The 25,600-nt window shown below is 52.2% G+C and carries 18 protein-coding genes, 1 tRNA gene and 1 pseudogene; 5 read left to right on the forward strand and 15 right to left on the reverse strand.

The window, feature by feature from the left end; translation table 11 throughout:
* Positions 1-170: 170 nt before the first annotated feature.
* From ACTNCH_RS01860 to thyA, 6 genes and pseudogenes are all read right to left on the reverse strand, one after another.
* Positions 171-4,661, reverse strand: a complete 4,491-nt coding sequence (locus ACTNCH_RS01860) for a PolC-type DNA polymerase III (RefSeq protein ID WP_441015289.1) — start codon at positions 4,659-4,661, stop codon at positions 171-173.
* Between the two features lie 11 nt (positions 4,662-4,672).
* Positions 4,673-5,731 (reverse strand): flavodoxin-dependent (E)-4-hydroxy-3-methylbut-2-enyl-diphosphate synthase, encoded by a 1,059-nt coding sequence (ispG, locus tag ACTNCH_RS01865; protein ID WP_441015287.1) that lies wholly within the window; start codon positions 5,729-5,731, stop codon positions 4,673-4,675.
* 32 nt (positions 5,732-5,763) lie between these two features.
* The gene (locus ACTNCH_RS01870) at positions 5,764-6,963 is read right to left on the reverse strand and encodes an FtsW/RodA/SpoVE family cell cycle protein (RefSeq protein ID WP_441015285.1); all 1,200 of its coding nucleotides are present in this window, start codon (positions 6,961-6,963) and stop codon (positions 5,764-5,766) included.
* 170 nt (positions 6,964-7,133) lie between these two features.
* Positions 7,134-8,171, reverse strand: a pseudogene (locus ACTNCH_RS01875) (branched-chain amino acid aminotransferase); the annotation flags it as partial.
* A gap of 102 nt (positions 8,172-8,273) precedes the next feature.
* The gene (locus tag ACTNCH_RS01880) at positions 8,274-8,765 is read right to left on the reverse strand and encodes a dihydrofolate reductase (RefSeq protein ID WP_441015283.1); all 492 of its coding nucleotides are present in this window, start codon (positions 8,763-8,765) and stop codon (positions 8,274-8,276) included.
* A gap of 31 nt (positions 8,766-8,796) precedes the next feature.
* Positions 8,797-9,645, reverse strand: a complete 849-nt coding sequence (thyA, locus tag ACTNCH_RS01885; protein WP_441015281.1) for a thymidylate synthase — start codon at positions 9,643-9,645, stop codon at positions 8,797-8,799.
* A gap of 183 nt (positions 9,646-9,828) precedes the next feature.
* Between thyA and ACTNCH_RS01890 the strand changes: the two genes are divergently transcribed.
* Both ACTNCH_RS01890 and ACTNCH_RS01895 read left to right on the forward strand, forming a co-directional pair.
* Positions 9,829-9,901: transfer RNA gene (locus ACTNCH_RS01890), tRNA-Gly, on the forward strand.
* Between the two features lie 102 nt (positions 9,902-10,003).
* Positions 10,004-10,840: an amidohydrolase family protein gene (locus ACTNCH_RS01895; RefSeq protein WP_441015279.1), complete on the forward strand. Its 837-nt coding sequence runs from the start codon at positions 10,004-10,006 to the stop codon at positions 10,838-10,840.
* A 91-nt stretch (positions 10,841-10,931) separates the two neighbouring features.
* On the opposite strand, the gene ACTNCH_RS01900 is transcribed toward ACTNCH_RS01895, so the two are convergent.
* The 5 genes from ACTNCH_RS01900 to glyA all read right to left on the reverse strand — a co-directional run bounded on the left by ACTNCH_RS01900 (position 10,932) and on the right by glyA (position 17,540).
* Complete coding sequence (locus ACTNCH_RS01900; protein WP_441015277.1) at positions 10,932-12,164, reverse strand: N-acetylmuramoyl-L-alanine amidase family protein; 1,233 nt, start codon at positions 12,162-12,164, stop codon at positions 10,932-10,934.
* A gap of 51 nt (positions 12,165-12,215) precedes the next feature.
* Positions 12,216-13,613, reverse strand: coding sequence for an ABC transporter permease (locus tag ACTNCH_RS01905; protein ID WP_441015275.1), 1,398 nt, complete (start codon positions 13,611-13,613; stop codon positions 12,216-12,218).
* Positions 13,614-13,616: 3 nt separating this feature from the next.
* Positions 13,617-15,371 (reverse strand): COG1361 S-layer family protein, encoded by a 1,755-nt coding sequence (locus ACTNCH_RS01910; protein ID WP_441015273.1) that lies wholly within the window; start codon positions 15,369-15,371, stop codon positions 13,617-13,619.
* Positions 15,372-15,376: 5 nt separating this feature from the next.
* Positions 15,377-16,105 carry an ABC transporter ATP-binding protein gene (locus tag ACTNCH_RS01915; RefSeq protein WP_441015271.1) on the reverse strand — a complete coding sequence of 243 codons (729 nt, stop codon included), beginning with the start codon at positions 16,103-16,105 and terminating at the stop codon, positions 15,377-15,379.
* 193 nt (positions 16,106-16,298) lie between these two features.
* Entirely contained in the window at positions 16,299-17,540 is a 1,242-nt protein-coding gene (glyA, locus tag ACTNCH_RS01920) for a serine hydroxymethyltransferase (protein ID WP_441015269.1), read from the reverse strand.
* A gap of 233 nt (positions 17,541-17,773) precedes the next feature.
* Here glyA and ACTNCH_RS01925 point away from each other — a divergent pair, with 233 nt between their 5' ends.
* On the forward strand, positions 17,774-18,127 hold the full coding sequence (locus ACTNCH_RS01925) for a sporulation initiation factor Spo0A C-terminal domain-containing protein (protein ID WP_441015267.1): 354 nt from the start codon (positions 17,774-17,776) through the stop codon (positions 18,125-18,127).
* A 74-nt stretch (positions 18,128-18,201) separates the two neighbouring features.
* On the opposite strand, the gene ACTNCH_RS01930 is transcribed toward ACTNCH_RS01925, so the two are convergent.
* Positions 18,202-19,683, reverse strand: a complete 1,482-nt coding sequence (locus tag ACTNCH_RS01930) for a hypothetical protein (RefSeq protein ID WP_441015265.1) — start codon at positions 19,681-19,683, stop codon at positions 18,202-18,204.
* Positions 19,684-19,856: 173 nt separating this feature from the next.
* On the opposite strand from ACTNCH_RS01930, the gene ACTNCH_RS01935 reads away from it, so the two are divergent.
* Positions 19,857-20,783, forward strand: a complete 927-nt coding sequence (locus ACTNCH_RS01935) for a TIGR01212 family radical SAM protein (protein ID WP_441015263.1) — start codon at positions 19,857-19,859, stop codon at positions 20,781-20,783.
* A 30-nt stretch (positions 20,784-20,813) separates the two neighbouring features.
* Positions 20,814-21,326: a DUF4364 family protein gene (locus ACTNCH_RS01940; protein WP_441015261.1), complete on the forward strand. Its 513-nt coding sequence runs from the start codon at positions 20,814-20,816 to the stop codon at positions 21,324-21,326.
* 70 nt (positions 21,327-21,396) lie between these two features.
* Here the strand turns inward: ACTNCH_RS01940 and ytvI are convergent, their stop codons facing one another.
* From ytvI to lon, 3 genes are read right to left on the reverse strand one after another with little or no spacing between them, the layout of a single operon-like run.
* Positions 21,397-22,515, reverse strand: coding sequence for a sporulation integral membrane protein YtvI (gene ytvI / locus ACTNCH_RS01945; protein ID WP_441015259.1), 1,119 nt, complete (start codon positions 22,513-22,515; stop codon positions 21,397-21,399).
* Positions 22,516-22,545: 30 nt separating this feature from the next.
* Complete coding sequence (gene yihA / locus ACTNCH_RS01950) at positions 22,546-23,166, reverse strand: ribosome biogenesis GTP-binding protein YihA/YsxC (RefSeq protein WP_441015257.1); 621 nt, start codon at positions 23,164-23,166, stop codon at positions 22,546-22,548.
* 17 nt (positions 23,167-23,183) lie between these two features.
* Entirely contained in the window at positions 23,184-25,511 is a 2,328-nt protein-coding gene (gene lon, locus ACTNCH_RS01955; protein ID WP_441015255.1) for an endopeptidase La, read from the reverse strand.
* Between the last annotated feature and the right edge of the window lie 89 nt (positions 25,512-25,600).

Raw genomic sequence — 25,600 nt, forward strand, 5'->3', positions numbered from 1 at the left:
TTTCCTGAGCGTTATATCGGTTGTTTTTACCCTTCCGTCTGTTATATACAGGAGAACGAAGCCTTCCCCTCACTCTGATGATAGCGAAAATTTTCATGGACCCGAAAAATTCCGCGTTTCAGAGAAGGGGAAGGCTTCGTTCTCCGTACATTACATACTTATTAAAACTATTACACATAATCAAACAGCGACAGCTGATTCGACTCGGGCAAATCGCCCAACAGCCCCAAATCTCCCATAAAGTCCACCACCGTCTTCGACAGCTTACTTCTGGTCCGCAGGTCGTCCCGCGACAGGAAGGGGCCGTCCTTGGCGGCAGCCTCCAGCTGGTCGGCCGCCTTATCGCCCAGGCCCTCGATGGTACTTAAGGCCGGCATCAGCTTGCCGTCGATGATCTGGAAACGATGGGCCTTCGCCCGGTAGATATCGATGGGCCAGAATTCAAAGCCTCTGGCATACATCTCCTGCACGATATGCATATCCTTCATGCTGTCCTGCTCCTTCTTGGACAGAGAATCACTCCGGCGCTTATAATCCGACATAAAATAAGCCAGACGCTCTTTTCCCTGACACATAAGCTCATAGCTGAATGCCGAAGCGCGGATACTGAAATAGGCCGCGTAATAGGCCAGCGGATAATTGATCTTATAGTAAGCGATTCGCCAGGCCATCATAACATAAGCCGCCGCATGGGCCTTGGGGAACATGTACTTGATCATTTTACAGGACTCGATGTACCAGTCCTCCACGCCCTCTGCCTTCATGGCCTCAATCCATTCGGGCTTCAGTCCCTTTCCCTTTCGCACGCTCTCCATAATCGTAAAGGACAGGCTGGGCTCCACGCCCTGATGAATCAGATACAGCATGATATCGTCTCGGGTACAGATGGCCGTGGAAATGGTAGCCTTCCCCTCCTTGATAAACCGCTGGGCATTGTTCAGCCACACATCGGTACCATGGGACAGTCCGGAGATCCGGACCAGATCCGAGAAGGACTGGGGCTTGGCGTCGCACACCATCTGGATAACAAAATCCGTACCAAACTCCGGGATGCCCAGACACCCCAGGGGGCAGCCGTCTATATCCTCCGGCCGGATGCCCAGAGCCTCCGTATTCTTAAACAGGGACATCACGCCCTGATCGTCCAGAGGAATGGTTTTCGCGTCCAGCCCGGTCAGATCCTCCAGCATACGAATCATGGTCGGATCATCGTGTCCCAGAATATCCAGCTTCAACAGGTTGTGGTCGATGGAGTGATAGTCAAAATGGGTGGTAATGATGTCCGTGGTCATATCGTTGGCAGGATGCTGAATGGGCGTAAAGGAATGGATTTCCTCCCCGTGGGGCAGTACGACAATTCCACCCGGGTGCTGGCCCGTAGAACGGCGCACGCCCACGCAGCCCTGCACGATACGGTCTATCTCACAGTTCCGCTTGTGCTGGCCCCGCTCCTCATAATAATTCTTCACATAACCGAAGGCCGTCTTGTCCGCCAGGGTTCCGATGGTTCCCGCCCGGAAGGTCTGGCCCGTACCGAAGATAACCTCCGTGTATTTGTGAGCCTTGGACTGGTAATCGCCGGAAAAGTTCAGGTCGATATCTGGCTCCTTATCTCCCTTAAAGCCCAGAAAGGTCTCGAAGGGAATATCGAAGCCCTCCTTCTTCAGGGGGCCTCCGCAGACCGGACAGGCCTTATCCGGCATGTCGCAGCCGGCCGCGCCCGCGTATTTCCGCACCTCATCCGACTCAAAATCACTGTAATGGCAGGAGGGACAATAGTAATGGGGCGGCAGCGGATTGACCTCGGTAATTCCGGCCATGGTGGCTACGAAGGAGGATCCTACGGAACCACGGGAGCCTACCAGATAGCCGTCCGCATTGGATTTCCACACCAGCTTCTGGGCGATGATATACATAACCGCAAAGCCGTTGGAGATAATGGAATGAAGCTCCTTCTCCAGACGCTCCGTTACCACGGGAGGCAGTTTCTCCCCGTAGATGGAATGAGCCTTCTCATAACAGATATCACGAAGGGTTTGATCGGAATTTTCGATGACCGGCGGGCACTTATCCGGGCGCACCGGGGATATCCGCTCAATCATATCCGCAATCTTATTCGTGTTAGTGATAACTACCTCTTCTGCCTTGTCGCTTCCCAGATACTCAAATTCCGCCAGCATTTCCTCGGTAGTCCGAAGATACAGCGGCGCCTGATCGTCCGCGTCCTTGAAGCCCTTTCCGGCCATGATAATCCGGCGGTAGACCTCGTCCTCTGGATTCAGGAAATGTACGTCGCAGGTAGCCACCACAGGCTTGTGAAACTGTTCGCCCAGCGACACGATCTTTTTATTCAGACGGATCAGATCCTCCCGTGACTCAAAGGTGGGGCGTTCTCCCCGCAGCATAAATTCATTGTTACCCAGGGGCTGGATTTCCAGATAGTCATAGAAATTCACCAGCCTTGCGATTTCCTCATCGGGCGCGGAACGGACCAGAGCCTGATAGAGCTCTCCGGCCTCGCAGGCGGAGCCTACGATCAATCCCTCCCGGTGCTTCTGGAGCACGCTTTTGGGAATTCTCGGCACCCGGGCAAAATAATCCATATGGGACCAGGATACCATCCGGTACAGATTCACCCGGCCAATCTCATTTTTCGCCAGAATAATCACATGATGGGAGGGCAGCTTCTTAATGGCCTCCCCGTCCAGGGTGCTCATCTGGTTGACGCCGTTCAGGTCAAAGACGTCCCGCTCCTTCAGCATTTGCACAAATTTTACAAAAATTTCCGCTGTACAGCCTGCGTCGTCCACGGCCCGGTGATGATTTTCCAGGGATACATTCAGGGCCTTGGCCACATGATCCAGCTTATAACGGTTCAGCTGGGGCAGCAGAATCCGGGCCAGGGCCACCGTATCCACCACCGTAAATTCACAGGGCAGTCCCTGCCGCTCGCTGTTTTTGCGGATAAAGCTCATATCAAAGCCCGCATTGTGGGCCACCATGACAGCTCCCCTGCAGAATTCCAGGAACCGGGGCAATATCTCCTCTATGGTGGGCTCTCCCAGCACCATCTCGTCGCTGATTCCGGTCAGCTTCTCGATTTCAAAGGGAATCGGCACCTGGGGATTGACAAATACGCTGAATCGGTCTGTAATTTCTCCCTTTTCCACCCGCACCGCGCCAATCTCAATGATCCGGTCATTTTCCGCAGAAAAGCCTGTCGTCTCGATATCAAACACCACATAGACGTCGTCCAGGCTCTGTCCTGCCGCGTCGGTGACGATGTCCTTCAGGTCGTCGACCAGATAGCCCTCCACACCGTAGATTATTTTAAAGGGATCGCCCTTGCCCAGACTGTGACTGGCCTCCGGGTAAGCCTGTACCACGCCGTGATCCGTCACCGCGATAGCCGTATGCCCCCAGGCTTTGGCCCGTTCGATGATACTTTTCACATCAGAGACGCCGTCCATGTCGCTCATTTTCGTATGGCAATGGAGCTCCACCCGCTTCAGCTCGCTGTTGTCCGTCCGGGGCGTCCGGAAATCCGATGACTTTTTTATTCCCACCACGGAGCTGATGGTCAGCTCGTTGTCAAAACGGTCCATGGCAGTCAGACCCTTCAGCTTGATAAAGGATCCCTTTTTCACCTTCTCCCGGAAGGCTTCCAGCTCGTCGTTTTTCTCAAAAATCTTAATCCGGATCGTATCCGTATAATCTGTCACGGTAATGGTCACGATGGTCTTTTCCCCGCGGATCTCCCGCTCGTCCCAGCCGGTCACCTGACCGTGGATCACCACCTCGCCCATCTCTCCGATCACCTGCACCAGATCAGTCAGCTCGCTGTCGTCGAAATCACGTCCATAGAGCACGTCGGGATTATTCGAATTGCCGCGGCTCCGGAAGCCTCCGCCGCTTCGCAGGGTCTTGCCGTAGGCGTACTCGCTCTTGCCGAAATTGCCGAAGTTCTTTTTTCCTTCTGCTTTGGCCGCTGGCTTCTTCTCTGCCTTGGCACCGGCTGCAGCCGCTCCTTCTGCCTCCTGCCCCTCTGCTCCGCCCGCCGCGTCGGCTGCCTGCTTCGCCGCCCACATGGCCGCGTTCAGAGCCTCCGCCTGCTTTTCCACATCTGCCCGGCCGGTCCGCTTCTTCTTTTCTTCCTTTTTATCCACAAACTCTACCTGAATCTTCACGTCTAATCCACAGCGTTCCGTGAAAATCTTGTAGAGAATGCGGATAAGCTCGTCGGCCGCGTCCTCTCCCAGGGTCGTTTTCTGCATTTCCAGCTTCATGACCCGGTTTTCCGGGAAATCGATTTTTGCCCCCCGGAACAGGTTGTATTCCAGCATACTGTAATGACGCAGCTCATACAGAATACTGTCCTTATAGAGCTCCATCAGCTTTTCCGGCGTATACTGTTCCGACAGCTCGTAGCGCTCCAGAACCTTCACCGTGATATCCGCCGTGCCGAACAGCTGCTTCTTTAATGTCTTTTCAAGCTGAAAAAGCTGCTCCTTATGGATCAGCTTTCCGCTCACAAGATACACTCTTATAAAATTTTTTGCCCGGTTGGAGGTCACCTTCTCCACCCGCACCTGCTCCAGAAGGTCAGACAGACCCTTCTCCACGCGCAGGGGCGGAAATACCTCCGCGAACATTTTCTGCATGTTATCTCTCCCTAATTCTCATTCCAGTGCAGCAGCTCTTCCCGCAATGCGCCCAGCAGCTCGTTCTCCGGCATTCTCCGGACGATCTCGCCCTTCTTAATCAGCATACCGGTTCCCTTGCCGCCTGCGATTCCGATATCAGCCTCCTTGGCCTCGCCCGGTCCGTTGACCACGCAGCCCATGACGGCTACCTTGATATCATTGAACGGAATATCCTCTACCATCCGCTCTACCTGATTGGCCAGGCCGATGAGATCGATCTGGGTTCTTCCGCAGGTCGGACAGGATACCACCTCGATACCGCCTTTACGGAGCCCCAGCGTCTTTAAAATACGCTTTGCGGAACGAATCTCCTCCAGGGGATCTCCGGTCAGGGATACGCGAATGGTGTCGCCAATGCCCTGATAGAGAATGATTCCCAGACCTACCGCAGACTTGATATTGCCGGAATACAGGGTTCCGGACTCGGTGATTCCCACATGGAGCGGATAAGACGTCTCCTTCGCAATCAGCTCATGGGCTTTTGCGCACATCATTACATCGGAGGACTTGATACTGATGACCAGGTTGTCATAGCCCATATCCTCAATACTGTGGACCTTATCCAGGGCGCTCTCCACGATTCCCTCCGCGGTTACGCCGTGATATTTTTCCACCAGCTCCTTCTCCAGGGAACCGCTGTTGACGCCCACGCGGATAGGAATCTTACGCTCCTTCGCGGCGTCTACCACGGCCTGCACCCGTTCCCGGCTTCCGATATTGCCCGGATTGATACGGATCTTATCCGCGCCATGCTCGATAGCGGCCAGCGCCAGCTTATAATCAAAATGAATATCTGCCACCAGCGGAATGGTGATCTGCTTCTTAATCTCTGACAGTGCCTCTGCCGCCTCCATGGTAGGAACCGCGCAGCGGATAATATCGCAGCCTGCAGCCGTCAGCGCCTGAATCTGGGCTACGGTTGCCTGCACGTCCTCGGTCCTGGTGTTGGTCATGGACTGAATCAGGATCGGATTCCCGCCTCCGATGACCCGGTCGCCGATTTTAATTACTTTCGTATGCTCTCTCATTACTCCTGCCTCCCGCAATTCTCTGTAACCACTTACAGGTTACCTCTCTCTCTTTTAAAACGACTCTGCTTTTCTACATTTAATACCATACCGATCTCGAACAGCAGGAATACCGACGCCGTTCCTCCATAGCTGAAGAAGGGCAGGGTAACACCTGTGGTCGGAAACAGACTGGTCACTACCATCAGATTCAATACCACCTGCAGGGCCACATGAGAAAAGACGCCTATGGCCAGCAGCCTTCCGAAAATGTCATCTGCCTCCTGGGCCACGCTGTACAGCCGGTACAGCAGATAGATAAACATCAGAATGATAAGGCCCGCACCGAAGATTCCCAGTTCCTCGCAGATAATCGAAAAAATCATATCGTTGTAGGGCTCCGGGATACGTCCCAGCTTCTGGATACTGTTGCCCAGCCCCTTTCCAAACAAGCCGCCGGAGCCGATGGCGTACAGCGCCTGCAGGGACTGATAGGCCTTGTCTGACTCATAGGAATAGGGATCCAGCCAGGCCATGATCCGGACGCTCCGGAAGCCCCCTCCATTTCCTGTGGTTCCCGCAGCCAGCTTCTTCTTCAAATAAAAGATCAGCGCTCCCACGCCGCCGGCTCCCGCGCCGCCAAGCAGCACAAAGGGCCAGTACTTAGGGTACACCATAAAGGCCATCAGAAAGCTGATTCCCAGCACGATGGTAGCCGTACTCATGTTATTACTGATTTCCAGAATCATAAAGGATATCACTGCCGTCGGCAGCATCATTACAATAAAAGCCTTTATGCTCTTCAGCCTGCCGGAATATTTCCCAATGTAGCTCGCTGAAAACAAAATCATCGCTACCTTGACCGGCTCCGCCACCTGGAACTGGCCCAGACCCGGAATTCGGATCCAGCGGGTCGCGCCCTTTACCGTAACGCCCAGCCCCGGAACCAGCAGAAGCCCAATCAGGAGTATCGAGGCGAGAAAGCCCAGAATCGCGAAATGCCGCCAGAAATGGTAATCCACATTTGCGATCACCAGCATCACCAGGATTCCCAGGATACTGTATTTCAGCTGGCTCTTTAAGAGAAATGTAGGATCATGGTTAAATGCGTCGCTCATACTCGCCGTATAATAGCTGGCGCTGTATATCATCACCAGACCGAATACAATCAGAAATAAGACTGCCACGATCAGGTTCATATCATAGCTGAACAGATAAGAGAAAAGCCTTCTCCTTTTCTTTTTATTTGCCATCTGGCTCTTCTTCACCATCCTTTGTTACAGATTTATCTTTTATTATAAGGTTTTCCCGGCAGGGTTGCAAGCAGAATACAGGAATTCCTTCGGAATTCCCGGTTTCGCAAAAAAAGACGGAACAAGTTTCCTTATTCCGCCTCTTCTGTAAATTCTCTTCGGATTCCCGCTTACTCTACCACGTAGATCCAGCCCTTCGGAGCCTCTATGCGGCCCATCTGGATACCGGTCAGCGTATCATACAGCTTTCTGGTAACCGGTCCCATCTCTGTCATTCCGCTGGGGAAGCAGATCTCCTTGCCATGATCTACGATCTTTCCTACCGGAGAGATCACGGCTGCGGTTCCGCAGAGTCCGCACTCTGCGAATTCCTTTACCTCCTCGAAGGGTACAACCCGTTCCTCCACTTCCATGCCCAGATACTCCTTTGCCACGTATAACAGGGAGCGGCGTGTGATAGACGGAAGAATGCTGTCGGACTTGGGTGTCACCAGCTTGCCGTCCTTAGTCACGAACAGGAAGTTCGCGCCGCCGGTCTCCTCCACATGGGTTCTGGTGGCTGCATCCAGGTACATATTCTCATCGAAGCCCTCCTGATGGGCTGTCACAATGGCATGCAGGCTCATGGCGTAGTTCAGGCCTGCCTTGATATGGCCTGTTCCATGGGGAGCTGCCCGGTCAAAATCCGATACCTTGATGGTAAGGGGCTTTGCGCCTCCCTTAAAATAGGGGCCTACCGGGGTGCCGAATACACGGAACTGATACTCGTCAGCCGGCTTTACGCCGATAACCGGGTTGGTTCCGAACATATACGGACGCAGATACAGGGTAGCGCCTGTTCCGTAAGGCGGTACGTATGCTTCATTTGCCTTTACAGTCTGTACTACGGCGTCAACAAAGCGATCCTCCGGGAATACCGGCATTTCCAGGCGCTTCGCAGACTGTACCATGCGCTCGGCGTTCAGATCCGGGCGGAAGATAACCGTCTTGCCCTGCTCCGTGGTATATGCCTTCATACCCTCAAACACGGTCTGGGCATACTGCAGAACGCCTGCGCACTCGTTCAGAACGATATTCGCGTCGTCTGTGAGGGTGCCTTCGTCCCATGCACCGTTCTTATAATTGGATACGTAACGCTTATCTGTCTGTACGTATCCAAAACCGATATTGGACCAGTCTAAATTTTTCTTTTCCATGATTTTCTCCTCCTGATCGTTCTTTCAGCACCGTTCGCATCGTTCGCGGCAACTAAATTGGTATTATTATAGATCAGATTCTTTGATACTGCAATGAGAAAAAGCGCGGACTTCTTATTTTTTTCGCTCGTATTTGCAGAAACTGAACTCCAGATCGAAATAGGTCTTTTCCTCGCTCTCCCCTGTCAGCTCCCATTCCGGATCCTGCTCCAGGTTCGGGAACCAGGCGTCTGCCATGTACGCGTGATCAATCCGGGTCACATGGGCGGTATCGCAATAGGGCAGAAACTGCTTGTAAATGGTATCTCCGCCGATAATATACACGTCCTCCGGCGGATATGCGCTGATCAGTTCCAGAGCCTCCTCCACAGAGCCGCAGACCTCCGCTCCCTTTACTTTATAATCGGGATTGCGGGTCAGCACAATGTTGGTACGGTTCTTTAAGGGCAGGCCGTTCGGAAAGGTTTCCAGGGTCTTCCGGCCCATCACGACCACCTTTCCCGTCGTCTCATTCCGAAAGAACTTCATATCCTCCGGGATACTGACCAGCAGCTTGTTCTGATAGCCGATGGCCCAGTTTTTATCTACAGCAACGATCAAATTCATAAATCAAAGTCTCCTTTTCCATATTTTTGTCTTACACTGCAATCGGAATGTCCTTGATCTGGGGCTCGGTCTCGTACCCCTCCACGTGCAGATCCTCCGTGGTAAACGCGTAAAAATCCTTCACCTCCGGGTTCAGCCATACCTTCGGCGCCGGATGCTCCGGACGCTCAATCAGCTTTCTGACAATGTCCACATGGCGGTCGTAGATATGGGCGTCCGCAATCACATGAACCAGCTCGCCGGGAACCATATCACAGACCTGGGCCACCATCATCAGCAGAATCGCGTACTGGCACACATTCCAGTTATTGGCCGCCAGCACATCCTGGGAGCGCTGGTTCAGCACCATATTCAGCACCAGCTTCTCCTGGCCCGGCTTCTTGGTCACATTGTAGGTGACGCCATAGGCGCAAGGATACAGGTGCATTTCACTTAAATCCGAAAATACATAGGTATTTGTCATAATCCGGCGACTGTAGGGATTCTGCTTCAGATCGAAAAGCACCCGATCCATCTGATCCATATCTCCCTCCCGGTAATGGCTCTTCACGCCGATCTGATAACCGTAGGCCTTTCCGATGGAGCCTGTCTCATCGGCCCACTCGTCCCAGATATGGCTGTTCAGGTCATGGATATTGTTGGATTTCTTCTGATAGATCCAGAGAATCTCGTCCATGCAGCTCTTAAGCCCTGTTCTTCTGAGTGTCAGAGCCGGAAATTCCTTCGATAAATCGTAGCGGTTCACCACGCCGAAGCGCTTGATGGTGTAGGCAGAGGTGCCGTCCTCCCATTTGGGACGTACCTTTTCTCCCTCTGTGCTGGTACCATTTTCAATGATATCCCTGCACATCTCCTTAAATATCTGATCTGCATAACTCATGCGGTATATTCCTCCCTGTATCGTTCTTCCCACTGGCTTCTATTATAGGAAATAATCAGCCTGTTTACAAGGGTTTGCACCCTATCGGAAATTTTTTTAACTTTTTTTGAAAAACCTGTTGACAAATGAGTCGAAATCCTGTAAGATACAACATGTCGCTGATGAAAAACAGCCGACACAAATGCGATAGTGGCGTAGTTGGTAACGCGCGACCTTGCCAAGGTCGAGACCGCGGGTTCGAGCCCCGTCTATCGCTCTCATCGAAAAGGAATTCTGAATCTTCAGAATTCCTTTTTTCATTCCATTCGTCAGTTAGTACGCATGCTTCATTTTATGGATTTACAGGAGGATTTTCGCAATGATTATTGACTTTCACACACATATATTTCCGAACACAGTGGCTCACCGGGCGGTCTGCAACCTGGAGCAGGTGGGCCGGGTGGTGGCCTACACGGACGGCACCCTGGAGGATCTGAAACACTCTATGAAGGAGGCCGGGGTCACCCATTCGGTGGTGCTTCCCATCGTAACGAAGCCCTCCCAGTTCCGCCACATCAATGAATTTGCCTGTTCCATCACCCATGAGGAGCCGGACGAGGACGGCCTGTCTATCATCAGCTTCGGCGGTATCCACCCGGATTCCCCCGACTACAAGGGCGAGCTCCGGGCTATCCGGGATATGGGACTGAAGGGCATTAAGCTCCATCCCACCTATCAGAACACTTACATCGATGATATCCGTTATGAGCGTATCATCGGCTATGCCACCGAGCTGGGACTTCTCGTGTCCATCCACTGCGGCCGGGATCTGGGCTTTCCGCGCCAGGTAAACGCCACCCCGGCCAGACTGCACCACATGCTTGAGGACGTCTTTCCCGGGGATAAAGGAGATACCTCCCGGCTGATTCTGGCCCATTTGGGCGGACACGATATGGAAAATGAATCCGAGCAGCTTCTGGTGGGCGGCAGCTACTACATGGATCTGGCCTATATTCTGCGCCTGGCCCTGCCGGAGCAGATTCTCCGCATGAGTCGGCATCACGGCATTGACCGGATTCTCTTTGCCACTGATTCTCCCTGGAGCGGCCAGAAGGAGGATGTGGAGTACATCAGACGGATTGGCTTTACGGAGGAAGAATTGGAGAAAATTCTCTATAAGAATGGAGCTAAGCTTTTAGGCTTGAAAGAGCGTTGATATAACGGACGCCGGGAGCGCTCTACACAAATTTTCCAGACTCGTCAGGCTCGCGTAGGAAAGTTTGTGTAGGACACTCCCGGCTGTTTTTTTATCTACGGACAGCTTCTGTTCGGAGCTCGTAGGTGTTATAGGCACGTATCAGAAGCTCCGCTTCTTTGGCTTCCGTCACAGGGAGCACAAAAGTGATGTCGGGACCGGTTTCCTCCGGCCACAGATACAGTTCGGACCAGGTAGCCCCTGTGTCCGTACTGTAATCATAATACATGACGCGGCTGTCGGGATCTTCTGCGTGGAGGGTGATCTGGGCGTTCGCCGGATCCTGGCGGGTCAGTGTGTAGTAAACGTTGACCGGATCGGTGGTATCGGGACGCACCGGAGAAGATACCGGTTCCGTGGTATCAGCAGCGGGCAGCTCCGGCAGATTTTTCCCCTTCTGCAAGCCAAAGAACGCGGCGATTCCGGCAGCGTCGCTTTTTCCAAGCTGTATTAACTTCTCATCGGTATCCATACGGCTCCAGTCGCCGTCCTGATCCATATAACCGTGTTCAATGATTATCGCGGGAATTCCCTGTTCTTTACTTTCGCGGATAATTCCGTAATAATCAGACCCCTTCCGGCCCAATCTGGTTTTCACCCCTTTGGATACAAAGCCGTCTGCCTCCAGTTGCTTCAGCACCTGATCGCCCATTCCCTTTCCAAAGGCATAATACGTTCCAAAGGCTGAGGTGAATACCTCAGATCCGAAAAAATGATGCTCCTCGGAGGCGTTAAGATGAAAGCTAATCAGGCAGTCCCCGTCCACAGCTTTAGCACAGGCCGCCCGCTCCTTCAAGGTCATGGCTTTGTCTGTCTCCCGGGTGTACAGGACTTCCACATTGCCGTAGGTGGACAGCTCTTGCCCTGCTGCCCGGGCGATTTTCAGGGTCAGGTATTTCTCGAAAGTATCCCGGTATTTCGCACCCAGTTCCTGCTCATCGGTGGTTCCTGGGCCGCCGTGACCGGGATCCAGTACGATACGGATACGGGAAACCCCGGGTTCCGAAGCCAGCTCTTCCGGACTTTGCAAAACGTCCTCTTTTCTTTCGTCCCGCTGCCCATCTGTCGTTGTTTCTATTTCTGTTTCCGTTGCAGCAGCTGTATCTTCCCCTGACTCCAAAAGAGCAGGCCCAGCGTTGCTGCCGGGTCTGCTCTCTTTCTCGTCTCGGAGTACATTGACCAGAAGCAGGGCAATGACTGCCACGCAGACCACCGCTGCTCCCGTCAGAACATATTGCAGCCGGAGTAATGCTTTTTTCCGTCTCTTTTTGCTGTTCTTTTTCATGTTCTCTTACCGTCTTTACTTCTATCTGCAGCCCTCTTTCGGGCTTTTCTCTTACTCGTTTCGTATCGCCGCCAGCGGACTTAAACGCATAGCCCGAAGCGCCGGGAACAATCCGGCCAGCATACCGATCACCACTGCAAAAACAAGCGCCAGCAGGGTCAGATACGGAGGAATATAGGAGATATTGGCGTAACTCTCCCTCACCACGAAATTAATGACCGCTGAAATGATATAACTGAGCATGATTCCTACTACGCCGCCGATCAGGCCGATGAAGCCGGCCTCTGCCAGAAACATATTCCGGATAGCCGCCATATCGCAGCCCAGCACCTTCATAACGCCGATTTCCTTGGTGCGCTCATAGATGGACATCATCATGGTATTCGCGATACCGATCGCCGCCACGAACAGGGATACGGCGCCGATACCGCCCAGGGTTGCCTGAATGGAACGGGAACTCTGCTGCACCTGCTCCATCCACTCCGCGTTGCTGCTGGCCTGCAGACCCAGGTTTTTGATCTCCTGCTGCACAGCCTTGACATTCTTCATATCGTCCACACGGATATAGGCGGAATCGTAATAAATCTCTTTATAGGGCTTGCCGGACTTGTTGGTAGGTTGGCCCGGAATGGCCTTTCCCTTATAAATCTTTTTCAGCTGCATTTTCAGCGCTTCCACATCACAGAGGACGCTGTTGGAATTCTCCGTATAGTCATTTTCTGTACCCGCCATCACGCCGCAGGCCGGAATCAGATACTTCTTCGGTGCGGCCACCGGAGCTCCGTTCTCGTCGGTACCGCCATTCTTGCTGTTCCAGTAGGCGTCCGTATCGAAAATGATAAACAGCGGATCCTTCATATAATCAATGTCTGCCAGCTGGCCCGTATCCCAGTAATACTGGTTCGTCTTTGCGTCATAGAAGTCTGTGATTACCGTATTGCCGTATAAGAATTTCAGCTCCGAGTCTGACAGCGGCAGCTCGCTTCCCTCTGTCAGCTCCAGGTTCATCTTCTGCAGGGCTTCCTTACTCATACCCTGGATATTTAGATAAGCTTCCCATTTCCCATACTTGGCAATGGCTGAGGTGGAGAGAACCGGTGAGGCGAGCTCCACATGATCGATGGCTGCCAGCGTCTCCATCATGGTGTCATTGATCCGGATCGGCTCATTGCCTGCAGAGCCCGACATACTGCTTTCCGCAGTCATGGCCATGCCGCCCCCGCCGTAATTCATTCCGCCGCCACTTTCATTGGGGTAGACCGTAATCGTGGTCAGGCCTCCGTACTGCTCGATCTGTTCCATATTGGACTTGCTGAGTCCCAGTCCCAGGGAAATCATAACCATAATGGAAGCCGTTCCCACAACTACGCCCAGCACCGTCAGAACTGTTCTGAGCTTCCGTCTCCAGAGGCTGCTCAGACTCATTTTGAGCAAATCGCTAAAACTCATGGATTACTCCTTTTCTGTATCGTCTGCGTCGTCAGTGTCTTCTGTGTCCTCGCCCAGATCCACTTCCTCCAGGCCGTCCAGATCCTCTGCGTCCAGAAGAGCTGCCGCTTTCTTTGCCTTTTTCTTACGAATGATGATAACCGCCGCAACGGCTGCAAGGATAAGCACCAGCGGAACCAGGACATACCAGATCTTGAAACCGCCCTGGGACTGACCGCCATCGTCCATCATTCCGTCGTCCGTCATTCCATCATCATAATTCATCATTTCCGTCACATAGAGTTCCATCTCTTTCTCGACGGTTGTTTTTTCTCCGGACTCGTCCTCAAAGGTAATGAGAATTTTCACCTTGCCATCGTCTGTGGTGGCTGCCGCGCCGCTCAGATACGCGTCCACGGAACCGGTTGCGCCCGGATCGATATTACCCAGATAGGTGTCGCCGCCGGTGACGGAATCTGCCTGGAACTTTACAGAAGCATTGTAAAGCTTGGTTTTTCCGATATTATAGAGGCTGAAGGATACGTTGGCCTCACCGCCCACCTCGATGGACTGGGGCGTCACCTCGATACTGCTGGTGTCAACCCGTGCCTCCTGGCGCACCGGAATGGATACACTGGCGGTATTCTCATAAGCGTTGACACTCTCGTCCTCATAATCCATCTTTACATTGATGACGTAAGGCTTCTGGGCCAGGTCGGAACGGGCCTCCAGCTCAATGCTGATGTCCTTGTTCGCGCCTGCCGCAATCTTGTCCACGAATACGGTGCTGGATCCTGCGGTGGGCAGGAAGGAAGCCGCCACATAGGTGGTATCGGTGCTCTCGCTGGCTGCCTGGATATCAAATACCATATTCTTTACCGCGGTAGCCTTGGAGGTGTTCTGCATGTGCAGGGTCAGCGTGAAGGTGTCGCCTGCGTGTACGGTCTCCGGACTGGTGGAAAATCCGGTTACAATGACACGGGGTGTAGAGGACTTGCCGTCCGCTGAGATTCCTGTGGTTCCCACTACTTTTACATAGGAAGTCAAGGTTACATTGCTCAGGCTCTTATCATCATTTTCAAAGGTTACATTAAAGGAAATGGGCATATAGCCGCTGGGAGCGTCCTTCCGGGTTCTCAGCGTCCAGGTCAGCTCCCGGCGCCGCTCCATATCCGTACCGCCGTCGTCTGTACCCGGCAGACGGTCGATGGTCTGGCTGTAATTGGAGGTTTCAATCTCAAAGGGCCATTTTGCCGCGTCCTCGCTGATAGCCGGAGTCACTACCACATTTTTCACACGGGTACGTCCCATGTTGACCACCGGAAGCACCACGTTGACCTGCTGGCCCGCGTTGGCCACCGGGGTTACCCAATTACCGCCCACCATGATGTTATTGTTGGTGGTCGTTGGGGTGGTATCGGGGGTGTCGCTGTCGTCAGGAGTGGCAGAGGGTGTGCCATAGGCCTTAAACTGTGCCTCTGCATCACTTACAATTCCATCAATTACCTTTTTAGACGTAACTTCATCGCGTTTGATTAACTCAATCTGTCCATCTCTATACTTCTCTGCCTCGTCTTTTTTTCCTTGATTCTCTATTGCTTTTTGTTCTTTCAAATAATACTGTTCCAATAATGAAATGGCCTTTGTCTTATACGCTGCGTCAGCGGTATCAGTTTCTTCCGCCTGCGCCACCATAGGCTGCGCCATTCCTGCCGCCGGAACTGCCAGCGCGCCGCACATCATCAGCACCAGTATTTTTTTCATCCACTTATTCTTCATTTTTCTTATTCCCCCTCTATCTGCTCTGATTTATTTCGGTTGTCTTCTATCTTCACAATCTTACCGTCTATAATATGGAAAATCCGGTCCGCAAAGCTGGCCAGATGATTGTCGTGGGTTACCATAACCAGCGTCTGGTTCCGCTCCCGCACAATCTTCTGCATCAGCCGCATGACCTCTGCCGATGTATTGGAATCCAGATTTCCCGTAGGCTCATCCGCAAAGATAATCTCCGGATCCACTACCAGCGCCCTGGCCACGCCCACACGCTGCTGCTGACCGCCCGACATCTCGTTGGGGCGATGATCCTTGTGCTTGGACAGTCCTACCAGATCCAGCATTTTATCTGCCTTCGCCATCCGTTCCTTCTTCGGAATCCCCCGGAACATCAACGGCAGCGCCACATTTTCCACTGCGTCCATGGTTCCCAGCAGATTAAAGGACTGAAAAATAAAGCCCACATGCTCCCGCCGGAACTTTACCAGCTGATTCTCATTCATTTTTTCCAGATGCTGTCCTGCAATGACAATCTCGCCCTTGGTGGGCTTCTCCAGACCTGCCAGCATATTCAGCATCGTTGACTTACCGGAACCGGAGGTTCCCACAATGGAACAAAACTCGCCCCGGTAGATGGTCAAATCCACACCGTTCAGCGCCCGTACCTTGTTCTCGCCGACCCGGTAGATCTTGTACAGATTCTTTACCTGAATCACAGGTTCTCTTTTCTGCGCCATGCTCTCTCTCCTGTGCGCGCAGCCCGGCTATTTTCCCGCCGACTGCCATATCTAGTGTTATATATGTTCAGTATAGCACAGAGATATACGAAAAACTATTTAATTAATTCTTAATTTGCCTAAATCCGGGCCGTCAAAAACCCCCGGAAACCGCTATCCGGTTCCGGGGGCACACACTGTTTTCTCTGTATTTTTACATATCCAGCGGATATTTGTCTGTCAGGCTCTTGACCAGGGCCTTCGCCTTTTCTGCGGCGCTTTCCCCCTCTCTGATCATCAGGGCTACCGCCTCGGCGATGGTCTCCATATCCTCTTCCTTCAGCCCTCTGGCTGTAACTGCCGGAGTTCCGATCCGGACGCCGCTGGTCACAAACGCGGACTTGGGATCGTTGGGAATGGTGTTCTTATTCGCTGTGATATTGGCTCCATCCAGCAGATTTTCCACCTCTTTACCGGTCAGATCAAAGGGCGTCAGATCCAGCAGCATCAGATGATTGTCCGTACCACCTGACACAATCTTGATTCCCCGATCCATCAGTCCCTTGCAGAGTGCCTGGGCGTTCTTCACAATCTGCTGCTGATATTCTCTATATTCAGGCTGCAGCGCCTCCTGGAAGCAGACTGCCTTGGCTGCAATCACATGCATCAGCGGGCCGCCCTGGATTCCCGGAAATACGGCCTTATTGAAATGAAACTGCTTCGCCGTCTCCGCGTCGGAGAGAATCATGCCGCCTCTCGGTCCCCGTAAGGTCTTGTGTGTGGTCGTTGTCGTCACATGGGCATAGGGAATCGGGCTCGGATGCACGCCTGCCGCCACCAGTCCCGCGATGTGCGCCATGTCTACCATCAGGTAAGCACCCACCTCATCTGCAATCTCCCGGAACCGTTTGAAATCAATGGTTCTTGCGTAGGCGCTGGCTCCTGCAATGATCATTTTCGGCCTGCATTCCTTCGCAATCCGAAGAATCTCGTCATAGTCCAGCACGCCGTCATCGTTGACTCCGTAAGGTACTACATGAAAATAGGTGCCGGAGAAATTGGCGGGGCTTCCGTGAGTCAGATGTCCGCCGTGTGCCAGGTTCTGTCCCATAATCGTATCTCCCGGCTTCAGCATGGCGAACTGCACTGCCATATTGGCCTGAGCGCCGGAGTGGGGCTGTACATTCACGTACTCGCAGCCGAACAGCTTCTTTGCCCGCTCGATTGCCAGACGCTCTACCTCGTCTACACATTCACAGCCGCCGTAATAGCGTTTTCCCGGATATCCTTCCGCGTATTTATTGGTCAACGGGCTTCCCATGGCTGCCATCACTGCCTTGGATACCCAGTTTTCCGATGCAATTAACTCAATGTGGCTGTTCTGGCGCGCCATCTCCGCCTCAATCGCCGCTGCTACTTCGCTGTCTGTCACCTTCACTTCATCTAATGAATACATGTTTCGCTCCTCCTCACCGGTCCATTCCGGAATGTCTTTTCCTCGCGGACATTTGTCTTTCAATGTTTTGGTTTATTATAGTCAAGCAACCAAGAAAATGCAAGTACTTTTTTATTTTTCTTTCATTTTTATTTTTTTGAAGGAATTTTATCCCTCTATCCGTTATTATTTCATACAACAAACATTTCACCGTATCTGTTTGTTTATTTTTATCACGAGGGGAGTTTTCTAGTATGAAACAAACAATCCAGACCCTGCTAAGCTCAGTTGGCGTATTCAGTCACTACTGTGGGTATCATTATTTCATCCGCGCCGTGGAATTGGCCATTCAGGATCCTACCCGCCTCCAGTGTATCAAAAAGGAAATTTATATGACCATTGCCTTTGAACATGCCACCACGGTCAGCAACGTGGAACGGGACATTCGGACTATCCGTAATGTAATGATGAAAAATAACGGTCGGCAGCTGCTCATTCAGATGACCGGCTGCCCTGTCTGGACAGATAAGACGCCTTGCCCCAAGGATCTTATCGCAATTTTCTGCGAATATCTGAACAGAAGCTCCTCGGGAAAAACTGCCGTTTAACCACATACAAGCCAGGAAACGCCCTGCAGCCATCTATCTGCTGCAGGGCGTTTCCTGTCTTATTTTCCTTAAATTTATAATACCACTGTGCCCAGCACTCTGACGCCTCTGTCAGCAGCCATTGCACGCTCCTTCTTAATCAGTTTGCTATAGGATACTCCCTGCTTCTCCAGGAAGATCACACCTTCGTAATTACCTATCTCATCCAGCGCAGCTGCCTGAAATACAATGCGTTCATAATCAGAAAGTGTGAGTTCCCCCAGCTCTCTGACAAATTCTGCACGAAATGCTTCTGCCTCCTCCCTTGCGATGGTACCCGCAAGCATAAGCTTTGTCACTCCAGCCTCTCTGGCTGCCGTCTTTACATTAGACGCCGCAATTTTTACGCGCTCCTCATAAGTGATATCCGCATATCCGCCCTCTTCCAGGTGTGTCAGCCAGCTGTCAACAAAACCAAACGGACGCTTTTTGCCCTCTCTTCCGGTAACATGGCCCAGCAACGGCATCTCAAATTCCTGCCGGAAGTCATCCAGGCCCTGCAGTCTGCCGCTCATCAGATACATGACAACCAGAACAAAGGCTGCCAGAAAAGCCCCGAGAACCAGACCTATAACCGCATATTTTACGCCATCTTTCACCGGATTTTCATAGGTTACTTCCTCTCCAACTACAATGGTCTCACCTTCCTGATCCTTTATCGTTTTCAGATCAGACTGCATCGTTTTTAAATTGGAAAACAGATTGTTATAGGTATTCAGAATACTGGTCTGATAATCCTGAATTTCCTGATCGATGCGCTCGGTCTGCGTCTCAGAAAGCAGCTCCAGCGTATGTTCTCCCATTTTCTCCTTCAGCTTCTCTGAATAATCATACAACGCCTGCCTTGCTGCTTCTGTATAGGCCTCCACATGTTTTTCTGTATCCGCTGTGATCTCGACCCGGAATACTCTGGGCTGCTGCCGTCCCATACCTGCCACATAGAGAGAAGAAGTTAATTCTTCGGAGATACTCTGCTCCATTGAAAAAGTATCCTCGCTCTCAAAGCGGATCAGATACTGCATCTCAGATTGATCAAAGGTTTTATCTGTCTTCAGCAATGTCTCTGCCAGACTTCCTTCCTCTGTAAAGCTTTTGTATGCAGACATGAGATTTCCCAACATACTGTTGCTCATGTTATCTGCCTGGATATAAAAGCTCAGCACTCCGGTATTCAGATGATAAGCGTCCATCTGCATCAGCACAGAGGTATCCAGATAATCCCGGACGTTATCCAGATTTTTTCTGGTGTTCTCGATAGACCGTTCATAATATTCTATATTCGGATTGGTGACAACTTCTTTTTTCTGCTTCTCCGCAGTTTTTCCGTCCTTTTCCAGTTCGGCTGCCGCTTCCTTTTTCACGGTATTTTCCTTTACCGTTGCCTGATACTTATAAGCGCCTGCCAATACTGCCGTCACCAGCATCGCAGCCACAATCCAGCGCCATTTTTTCAGGCAGTAAAACAATAGATCCATCAGGCTGATTTCCTTTTCATAGGTATCCTGATATTCGTTCATAAATATTTTCCTCCTGTATGATATCACTTTTCCATTTTCTTCAGTTTTTTACATAGTTATTTAATTATATACTATCCGTCTGCAAATATCAATTACAGTTTTTCCCTTCCTTGACATTCTGCCGGTGAAAAAGCTATACTATTAGATAACGAAAAGAAACAGGGAGACTTTTTATGCCACAGGAACGCTACCGTTCGCTGAATGACGCTTTACAGGAACGCTTCGGAGAAAAAATATATAAGCTGTCGCTGAACGGCGGCTGTACCTGTCCCAACCGGGACGGAACCTTAGGCAGCCGGGGCTGTATCTTCTGCAGTGCCGGGGGCTCCGGAGATTTTGCCTCCAGTCCCGCCCTTACGGTGACGGAGCAGATCGAGGACGCAAAAAGGCGCCTAGCCGGAAAGCGGCCCGTCCGGCACTATATCGCTTATTTTCAGGCCTATACGAATACCTATGCTCCCATAGAGCATCTCCGGAGGATTTTTACGGAAGCCATTTCCCATCCGGACGTTGTGGTGCTTTCCATCGCTACCCGCCCCGACTGTCTGGGACCGGAGGTCCTGGATCTTCTGGAGGAGCTGAACCGGAAAAAGCCGGTCTGGGTGGAGCTGGGACTACAGACCATCCACGAGGAAACGGCTGCTCTGATCCGGCGGGGTTATCCTCTGTCCGTCTATGACGAAGCCATGAGACAACTTCGGCACCGGGGGATAGAGACTGTGGTACACGCCATTCTGGGACTTCCCGGAGAAACGGAACGCATGATTCTGGATACCGTCCGGTATATCAGCGACTCCGGAGCCGACGGCGTCAAGCTGCAGCTTCTCCATATCCTGAAGGGTACGGATCTGGCCTCTTATTATAAAGAAACCGGATTTCCGGTACTGACCCTGGAGGAATACGTGGATCTGGTGATCCGCTGTCTGGAGGTTTCCCGTCCGGATCTGGTGATTCACCGACTGACCGGGGACGGACCGAAGGAGCTGCTTATCTCCCCTCTCTGGAGCCAGGCCAAGCGCCAGGTTCTGAACACCATCCACCGGGAGCTGAAGCAAAGGGATACCTGGCAGGGACGACTGTATTCCTGCCAGACGCCGTAAATCCGAAAGGAAAGGAAGGTAAAAACTGTCATGTCCGATACATTAACCCTATACAAACTGATTCTTCTCCATATTCTGGACAAGGTAAGCTTCCCCATGAGCAACGGCCAGCTTTCCGAATTCATGCTGGATAAGGAATATACCGATTATTTTACGGTACAGACGGCTCTGTCCGAGCTGGTGGAGGCTCATTTTCTCCACCTGAAGACCGTCCGCAACACCTCCTTCTACTCCATCACCGGGGAAGGGCAGAAGACGCTGGAATTTTTTGGAAATAAAATCTCCTCCCAGATTCAGGAGGAGATCGAGGAATATCTGAAGGAGCACAAATACGAGCTCCGCAATGAAGTGTCTGTTCCGGCTGACTATTACCCCACCGGGAACGGCGAATACGCTGCCCGCTGCCGGGTTCTGGAAAAGGGCTCTGCCCTCATCGATCTGACGCTGACCGTTCCCACCAGGGAGCAGGCGGAATCCATCTGCGCCAACTGGAGTTCCCGGAGCCAGCAGATCTACGCATATCTCATGCAGAATCTTCTGTAACTATCTGAATTTTTAAGAAAGAATCCTGTAACACAGTATTTCCTATAGAGTAAAAGGAGAGCAGGCTGCCCTACTCTCCTTTTCTATACGCGTTCAGCCCTTCGGCCAACTCTTTCACATCTTTGATGATATCGTCAAAGGCTCCCGCCTCATAGAGATTGATAACGATCAGTCCCACCGGAACCGCGATGATCATGGCAAAAATTCCGCCCATCTTATAACCGATATACATAAACACCATGGTGGACAGGGGGTTCAGACCGACGGTGTCGCCCACAATCTTGGGCTGGATCACCTGACGCACCAGTTGGCTGACCAGATAGATGATCACCAGTCCCACCGCAAATCTGTAATCGCCGCTCAGGGCCTTCAGCACCGCCCAGGGAATCAGCGCCGTTCCGGTTCCAAAAAATGGAAGAAAATCAAGGAACGCAATCAAAATTGCCCAGAGAATGGCATATTTGATATGCAGGATAAAGAATCCCACCAGCAGGATGACCGCGACTATGCCCATAATTTTGAACTGGGCCTTGAAGTAGCCGCCCACCGCGCCCTGGAATTTTCCCGTGATAAAGTGCCATTTGGAGCGTACCTCCTCCGGCGTATGTTCTCTTCCCCACTGGAGGATTTTATCCCGCTCTGCGATAAAAAAGTAGGCGGACAAAATGGTGAAAATCACATTGACCAGAATATTCGGTATGTTCTTCGCGATATTTCCCGCCGCCGTCACCGTCGGCACGCCAATGGTGCTGATCAGATTGCCCAGGGATTCTGTCAGGCTCTCAACGGTCTGGGCCAGCTTCTCCAGAAACTCCGGCGGTATCTTTGCCGACAGACCGGCCAGGTTTACACTGGTATCCTGCAGATCTCCCAGCAGTGCCTCATAGAGCTCCGGCAGAACTCCGATAAAGCCGTAAAGCTCCCGGGCCAGCCAGGAAAGGATTCCGTAGCCGCCCAGCACAATCAGAGCAATGGTTCCGATGATAATCACCATGGAACTGTGTTTCCGCACGATTTTCAACCGCTTCTCCATAAACTTCACCAGTGGGTTGGCAATCATAGCGATGATCCAGCCCACCACGAAGGGCATGAAAAAGATCAGAAACCGCGGTACCAAAAGACAGACCAGCACCACCCCCACAAGAAACAGTACAATGTTGACCAGATTTCTCAAGTACTTTCTGTCCATATCTTTCCCTCTTTTCGATTTTCTGTTCTGTTACGCTTCCGGCACTTCTGCCTGTTCCTCCGGCTCCGGCGTAATCAGTGTATCAATCAGCGCCCAGATCTCGTCCCGTCCCTGCTTGGTTTCCGCGGAAAAGGGCAAAATCTGTGTGCCCGGCTTTACCTGAAGCCCGGTGCGGATAAGCTTCAGCTGCTTCTGAATCTGGCTGCGCTTAATCTTATCCAGCTTGGTGGCAATGATAATCGGGTCATAGCCGTTCCAGACAATCCACTCATACATGCGCTTATCATTTTCCGAGGGCTCATGGCGGATATCAATCAACAAAAAGACCGCCTTGAGCTGCTTGGATCCATGAAGATACCGCTCGATGAGCTTGCCCCATTTTTCGCGAATCTCCTGAGTCACCTTCGCATAGCCATAACCGGGCAGATCCACCAGGTACATGGCCTGATTTACGTTATAAAAGTTAATGGTCTGGGTTTTTCCCGGCTGGGCCGAGGTCCGGGCCAGGGCCTTGCGGTTTAAGAGTCCGTTGATCAGAGAGGATTTCCCTACATTGGACTTGCCCGCGAAAGCAATCTCCGGCAGTTCATTTTCCGGGAGACGGCTGGTGATACCGCAGACCGTCTCCAGACTTACATTTTTAATAATCATTTCATTTCTCCGTTATCTCACGCTTTTCCGTGAAATGCTGTTTTCAACACATCTTCCATCTGCTCCGCATAGACAATCTGCAGCCCCTTCTTAATCTCCGAGGAAATCTCTTCCACGTCCCTGCGGTTCTTCTCCGGCACGATAACGGTCCGGATTCCGGCGCTTTTGGCTGCCAGAAGCTTCTCCTTCAGGCCGCCGATGGGAAGCACCCGACCCCGCAGGGTGATTTCACCAGTCATAGCCACATGGGCGTAGACCGGAATACCCGTCATCGCAGATAACATCGCTGTCGCCATGGTGATACCTGCGGACGGACCGTCCTTGGGCACAGCCCCCTCCGGTATGTGGATATGTATATCATGCTCCTGGAAGAAGGCTTTGTCAATCCCGTATCGGTCGCTGACAGAGCGGATATAGCTTAAGCCGGTCCGGGCGGATTCTTTCATCACGTCGCCCAGCTGGCCGGTCAGGGATATCTCGCCCTTTCCAGGCATGATGTTGACCTCAATCTGCAGGGTGTCGCCGCCCACGCTAGTCCAGGCCAGACCCCGGACGATACCGATCTCGTCGTTCTCATTTGCCATATCATAATGATACCGAGGCTTGCCCAGATATTTTTCCAGATTGCTTTCTGTGAGCCGTACACACGTTTTCTTCTGCTCCAGAATCTCCCGGGCCGCTTTCCGGCAGACCTCGCCGATTTTGCGCTCCAGCTGGCGCACGCCCGCCTCCCGGGTATAGCTGTGAATCAGAGTTTCCAACGCCTTCGGACTGATGGTGAGCTGTCCATCTTTCAGACCGTTCTTTTCCATCTGTTTGCCAATCAGGTGCTCTCTTGCGATATGTTCCTTTTCATTCTCCGTGTAGCTACTGACCTCGATAAGCTCCATACGATCCAGAAGCGGACGCGGAATCGTCTGCACGTCATTGGCTGTGGCGATAAATAGCACCTCCGACAGATCCATGGGAATCTCTACATAGTGATCCTGGAACTTGCTGTTCTGCTCAGAATCCAGCACCTCCAGAAGCGCGGATGAGGTATCTCCCTTGTAATCGCTGCTGACCTTGTCAATCTCGTCCAACAGCATCAGCGGATTCTTTACGCCTGCCTGCTTCATGCCTGCTGCGATACGGCCCGGCATGGCTCCCACATAGGTTCTCCGGTGACCGCGGATCTCCGCCTCGTCCCGGACGCCGCCCAGGGAAATCCGGACGTATTTTTTGTTCAGGGCTCTGGCAATGGAACGCGCGATAGAGGTCTTGCCTGTACCGGGCGGGCCGACCAGACAGAGAATGGGACTGCTGCCCTTCTTCGTCAGGATCCGTACAGCCAGGTACTCCAGCACCCGCTCCTTGACCTTTTCCATACCGTAATGATCCTCGTCCAGGATCTCCTCGGCTCTCTTCAGGTCATTGCTGTCCCGGGAGGTCTTGTCCCAGGGAAGCTCCAGCATGGTTTCGATGTATCCCCGCAGCACCGCGCTCTCGGAGGAATTCATACCCATACTTTTGAAACGGGCAATCTCCTTATTCAGCTTCTCCTTCACTTCCGCGGAAGCCTTCAGCTTCTTCACCTCTTCGGTGAAATGATCGGCCTCTGTCAGGGTGTCGTCCTCGCCCAGCTCCTCCCGGATAACCTTCATCTGCTCTCGCAGAAGGTAATCCCGCTGTCCCTTGTCCACACGGGCCTTCACCTTTTCCTGCAGCTCCCGGCGGAAACGCTGGATTTCAAGCTCTTTATTCATCAGAAGGCACAAAAGCTCATAGCGTTCGGACAGGTTCTCTGCCTCTAAGAGTTTCTGCTTGTCTTCATAGAAAAGCGGCAGGTTGATCATCACCTGGCTCATCATTTTCTTCAAATCGTGTTCTTCCAGAATCTGGCGCTCGGTATCCTTGCCCGGCTTTCCGTTTTCCTTACAATAGAAGCTGAAGGTCTCTGCCAGGTTCCGGAGCATGGCTTCCCGGGCGCTTTCCGGCAGCCCCTCCAGACTGGTATCCTCCGGAGAACGGATAATTTCCGCCTCCAGATAGTCTCCCTTTCCTGAAAAATGGCCTAATTCGCCACGTTCCAGTCCTTCCGCCAGTACCCGGATAATCTTCTGAGGCATTTTGATTACCTGCTTCACGGAAGCGATCGTACCGATTCGGTATAGATCCTCCGGCCCCGGATTCTCCACCTGGACGTCCCTCTGGGGCACCAGAAATACTCTCTGTTCTCTCAGCATGGCTTCCTCGATGGCTTTCACCGAGCGCTCTCTGCTCACGTCAAAATGTATGACCATGTCGGGAAGGATAGTCATCCCGCGAAGCGCTACCACGGGCATGGTTTCGATTACATCTGTCATAATATCCTCCTTCTCATCTGTATTGTTCTAATTTTTATCTTAGGTAGTTTCCTATTCCAGAAAAAGAGTTCCGCTTGCGGAACTCTTTC

The organism is Candidatus Merdisoma sp. HCP28S3_D10 (genome assembly GCF_052065835.1).
In the GTDB taxonomy this organism is placed as follows: Bacteria; Bacillota; Clostridia; order Lachnospirales; family Lachnospiraceae; genus Laedolimicola.

Coding starts and splice junctions, on each gene's coding strand:
- ACTNCH_RS01860 (WP_441015289.1), bottom strand. CDS start 4,661: ATGCAGAAAATGTTCGCGGAGGTATTTCCGCCCCTGCGCGTGGAGAAG.
- ispG (WP_441015287.1), bottom strand. CDS start 5,731: ATGAGAGAGCATACGAAAGTAATTAAAATCGGCGACCGGGTCATCGGA.
- ACTNCH_RS01870 (WP_441015285.1), bottom strand. CDS start 6,963: ATGGCAAATAAAAAGAAAAGGAGAAGGCTTTTCTCTTATCTGTTCAGC.
- ACTNCH_RS01880 (WP_441015283.1), bottom strand. CDS start 8,765: ATGAATTTGATCGTTGCTGTAGATAAAAACTGGGCCATCGGCTATCAG.
- thyA (WP_441015281.1), bottom strand. CDS start 9,645: ATGAGTTATGCAGATCAGATATTTAAGGAGATGTGCAGGGATATCATT.
- ACTNCH_RS01895 (WP_441015279.1), top strand. CDS start 10,004: ATGATTATTGACTTTCACACACATATATTTCCGAACACAGTGGCTCAC.
- ACTNCH_RS01900 (WP_441015277.1), bottom strand. CDS start 12,164: ATGAAAAAGAACAGCAAAAAGAGACGGAAAAAAGCATTACTCCGGCTG.
- ACTNCH_RS01905 (WP_441015275.1), bottom strand. CDS start 13,613: ATGAGTTTTAGCGATTTGCTCAAAATGAGTCTGAGCAGCCTCTGGAGA.
- ACTNCH_RS01910 (WP_441015273.1), bottom strand. CDS start 15,371: ATGAAGAATAAGTGGATGAAAAAAATACTGGTGCTGATGATGTGCGGC.
- ACTNCH_RS01915 (WP_441015271.1), bottom strand. CDS start 16,105: ATGGCGCAGAAAAGAGAACCTGTGATTCAGGTAAAGAATCTGTACAAG.
- glyA (WP_441015269.1), bottom strand. CDS start 17,540: ATGTATTCATTAGATGAAGTGAAGGTGACAGACAGCGAAGTAGCAGCG.
- ACTNCH_RS01925 (WP_441015267.1), top strand. CDS start 17,774: ATGAAACAAACAATCCAGACCCTGCTAAGCTCAGTTGGCGTATTCAGT.
- ACTNCH_RS01930 (WP_441015265.1), bottom strand. CDS start 19,683: ATGAACGAATATCAGGATACCTATGAAAAGGAAATCAGCCTGATGGAT.
- ACTNCH_RS01935 (WP_441015263.1), top strand. CDS start 19,857: ATGCCACAGGAACGCTACCGTTCGCTGAATGACGCTTTACAGGAACGC.
- ACTNCH_RS01940 (WP_441015261.1), top strand. CDS start 20,814: ATGTCCGATACATTAACCCTATACAAACTGATTCTTCTCCATATTCTG.
- ytvI (WP_441015259.1), bottom strand. CDS start 22,515: ATGGACAGAAAGTACTTGAGAAATCTGGTCAACATTGTACTGTTTCTT.
- yihA (WP_441015257.1), bottom strand. CDS start 23,166: ATGATTATTAAAAATGTAAGTCTGGAGACGGTCTGCGGTATCACCAGC.
- lon (WP_441015255.1), bottom strand. CDS start 25,511: ATGACAGATGTAATCGAAACCATGCCCGTGGTAGCGCTTCGCGGGATG.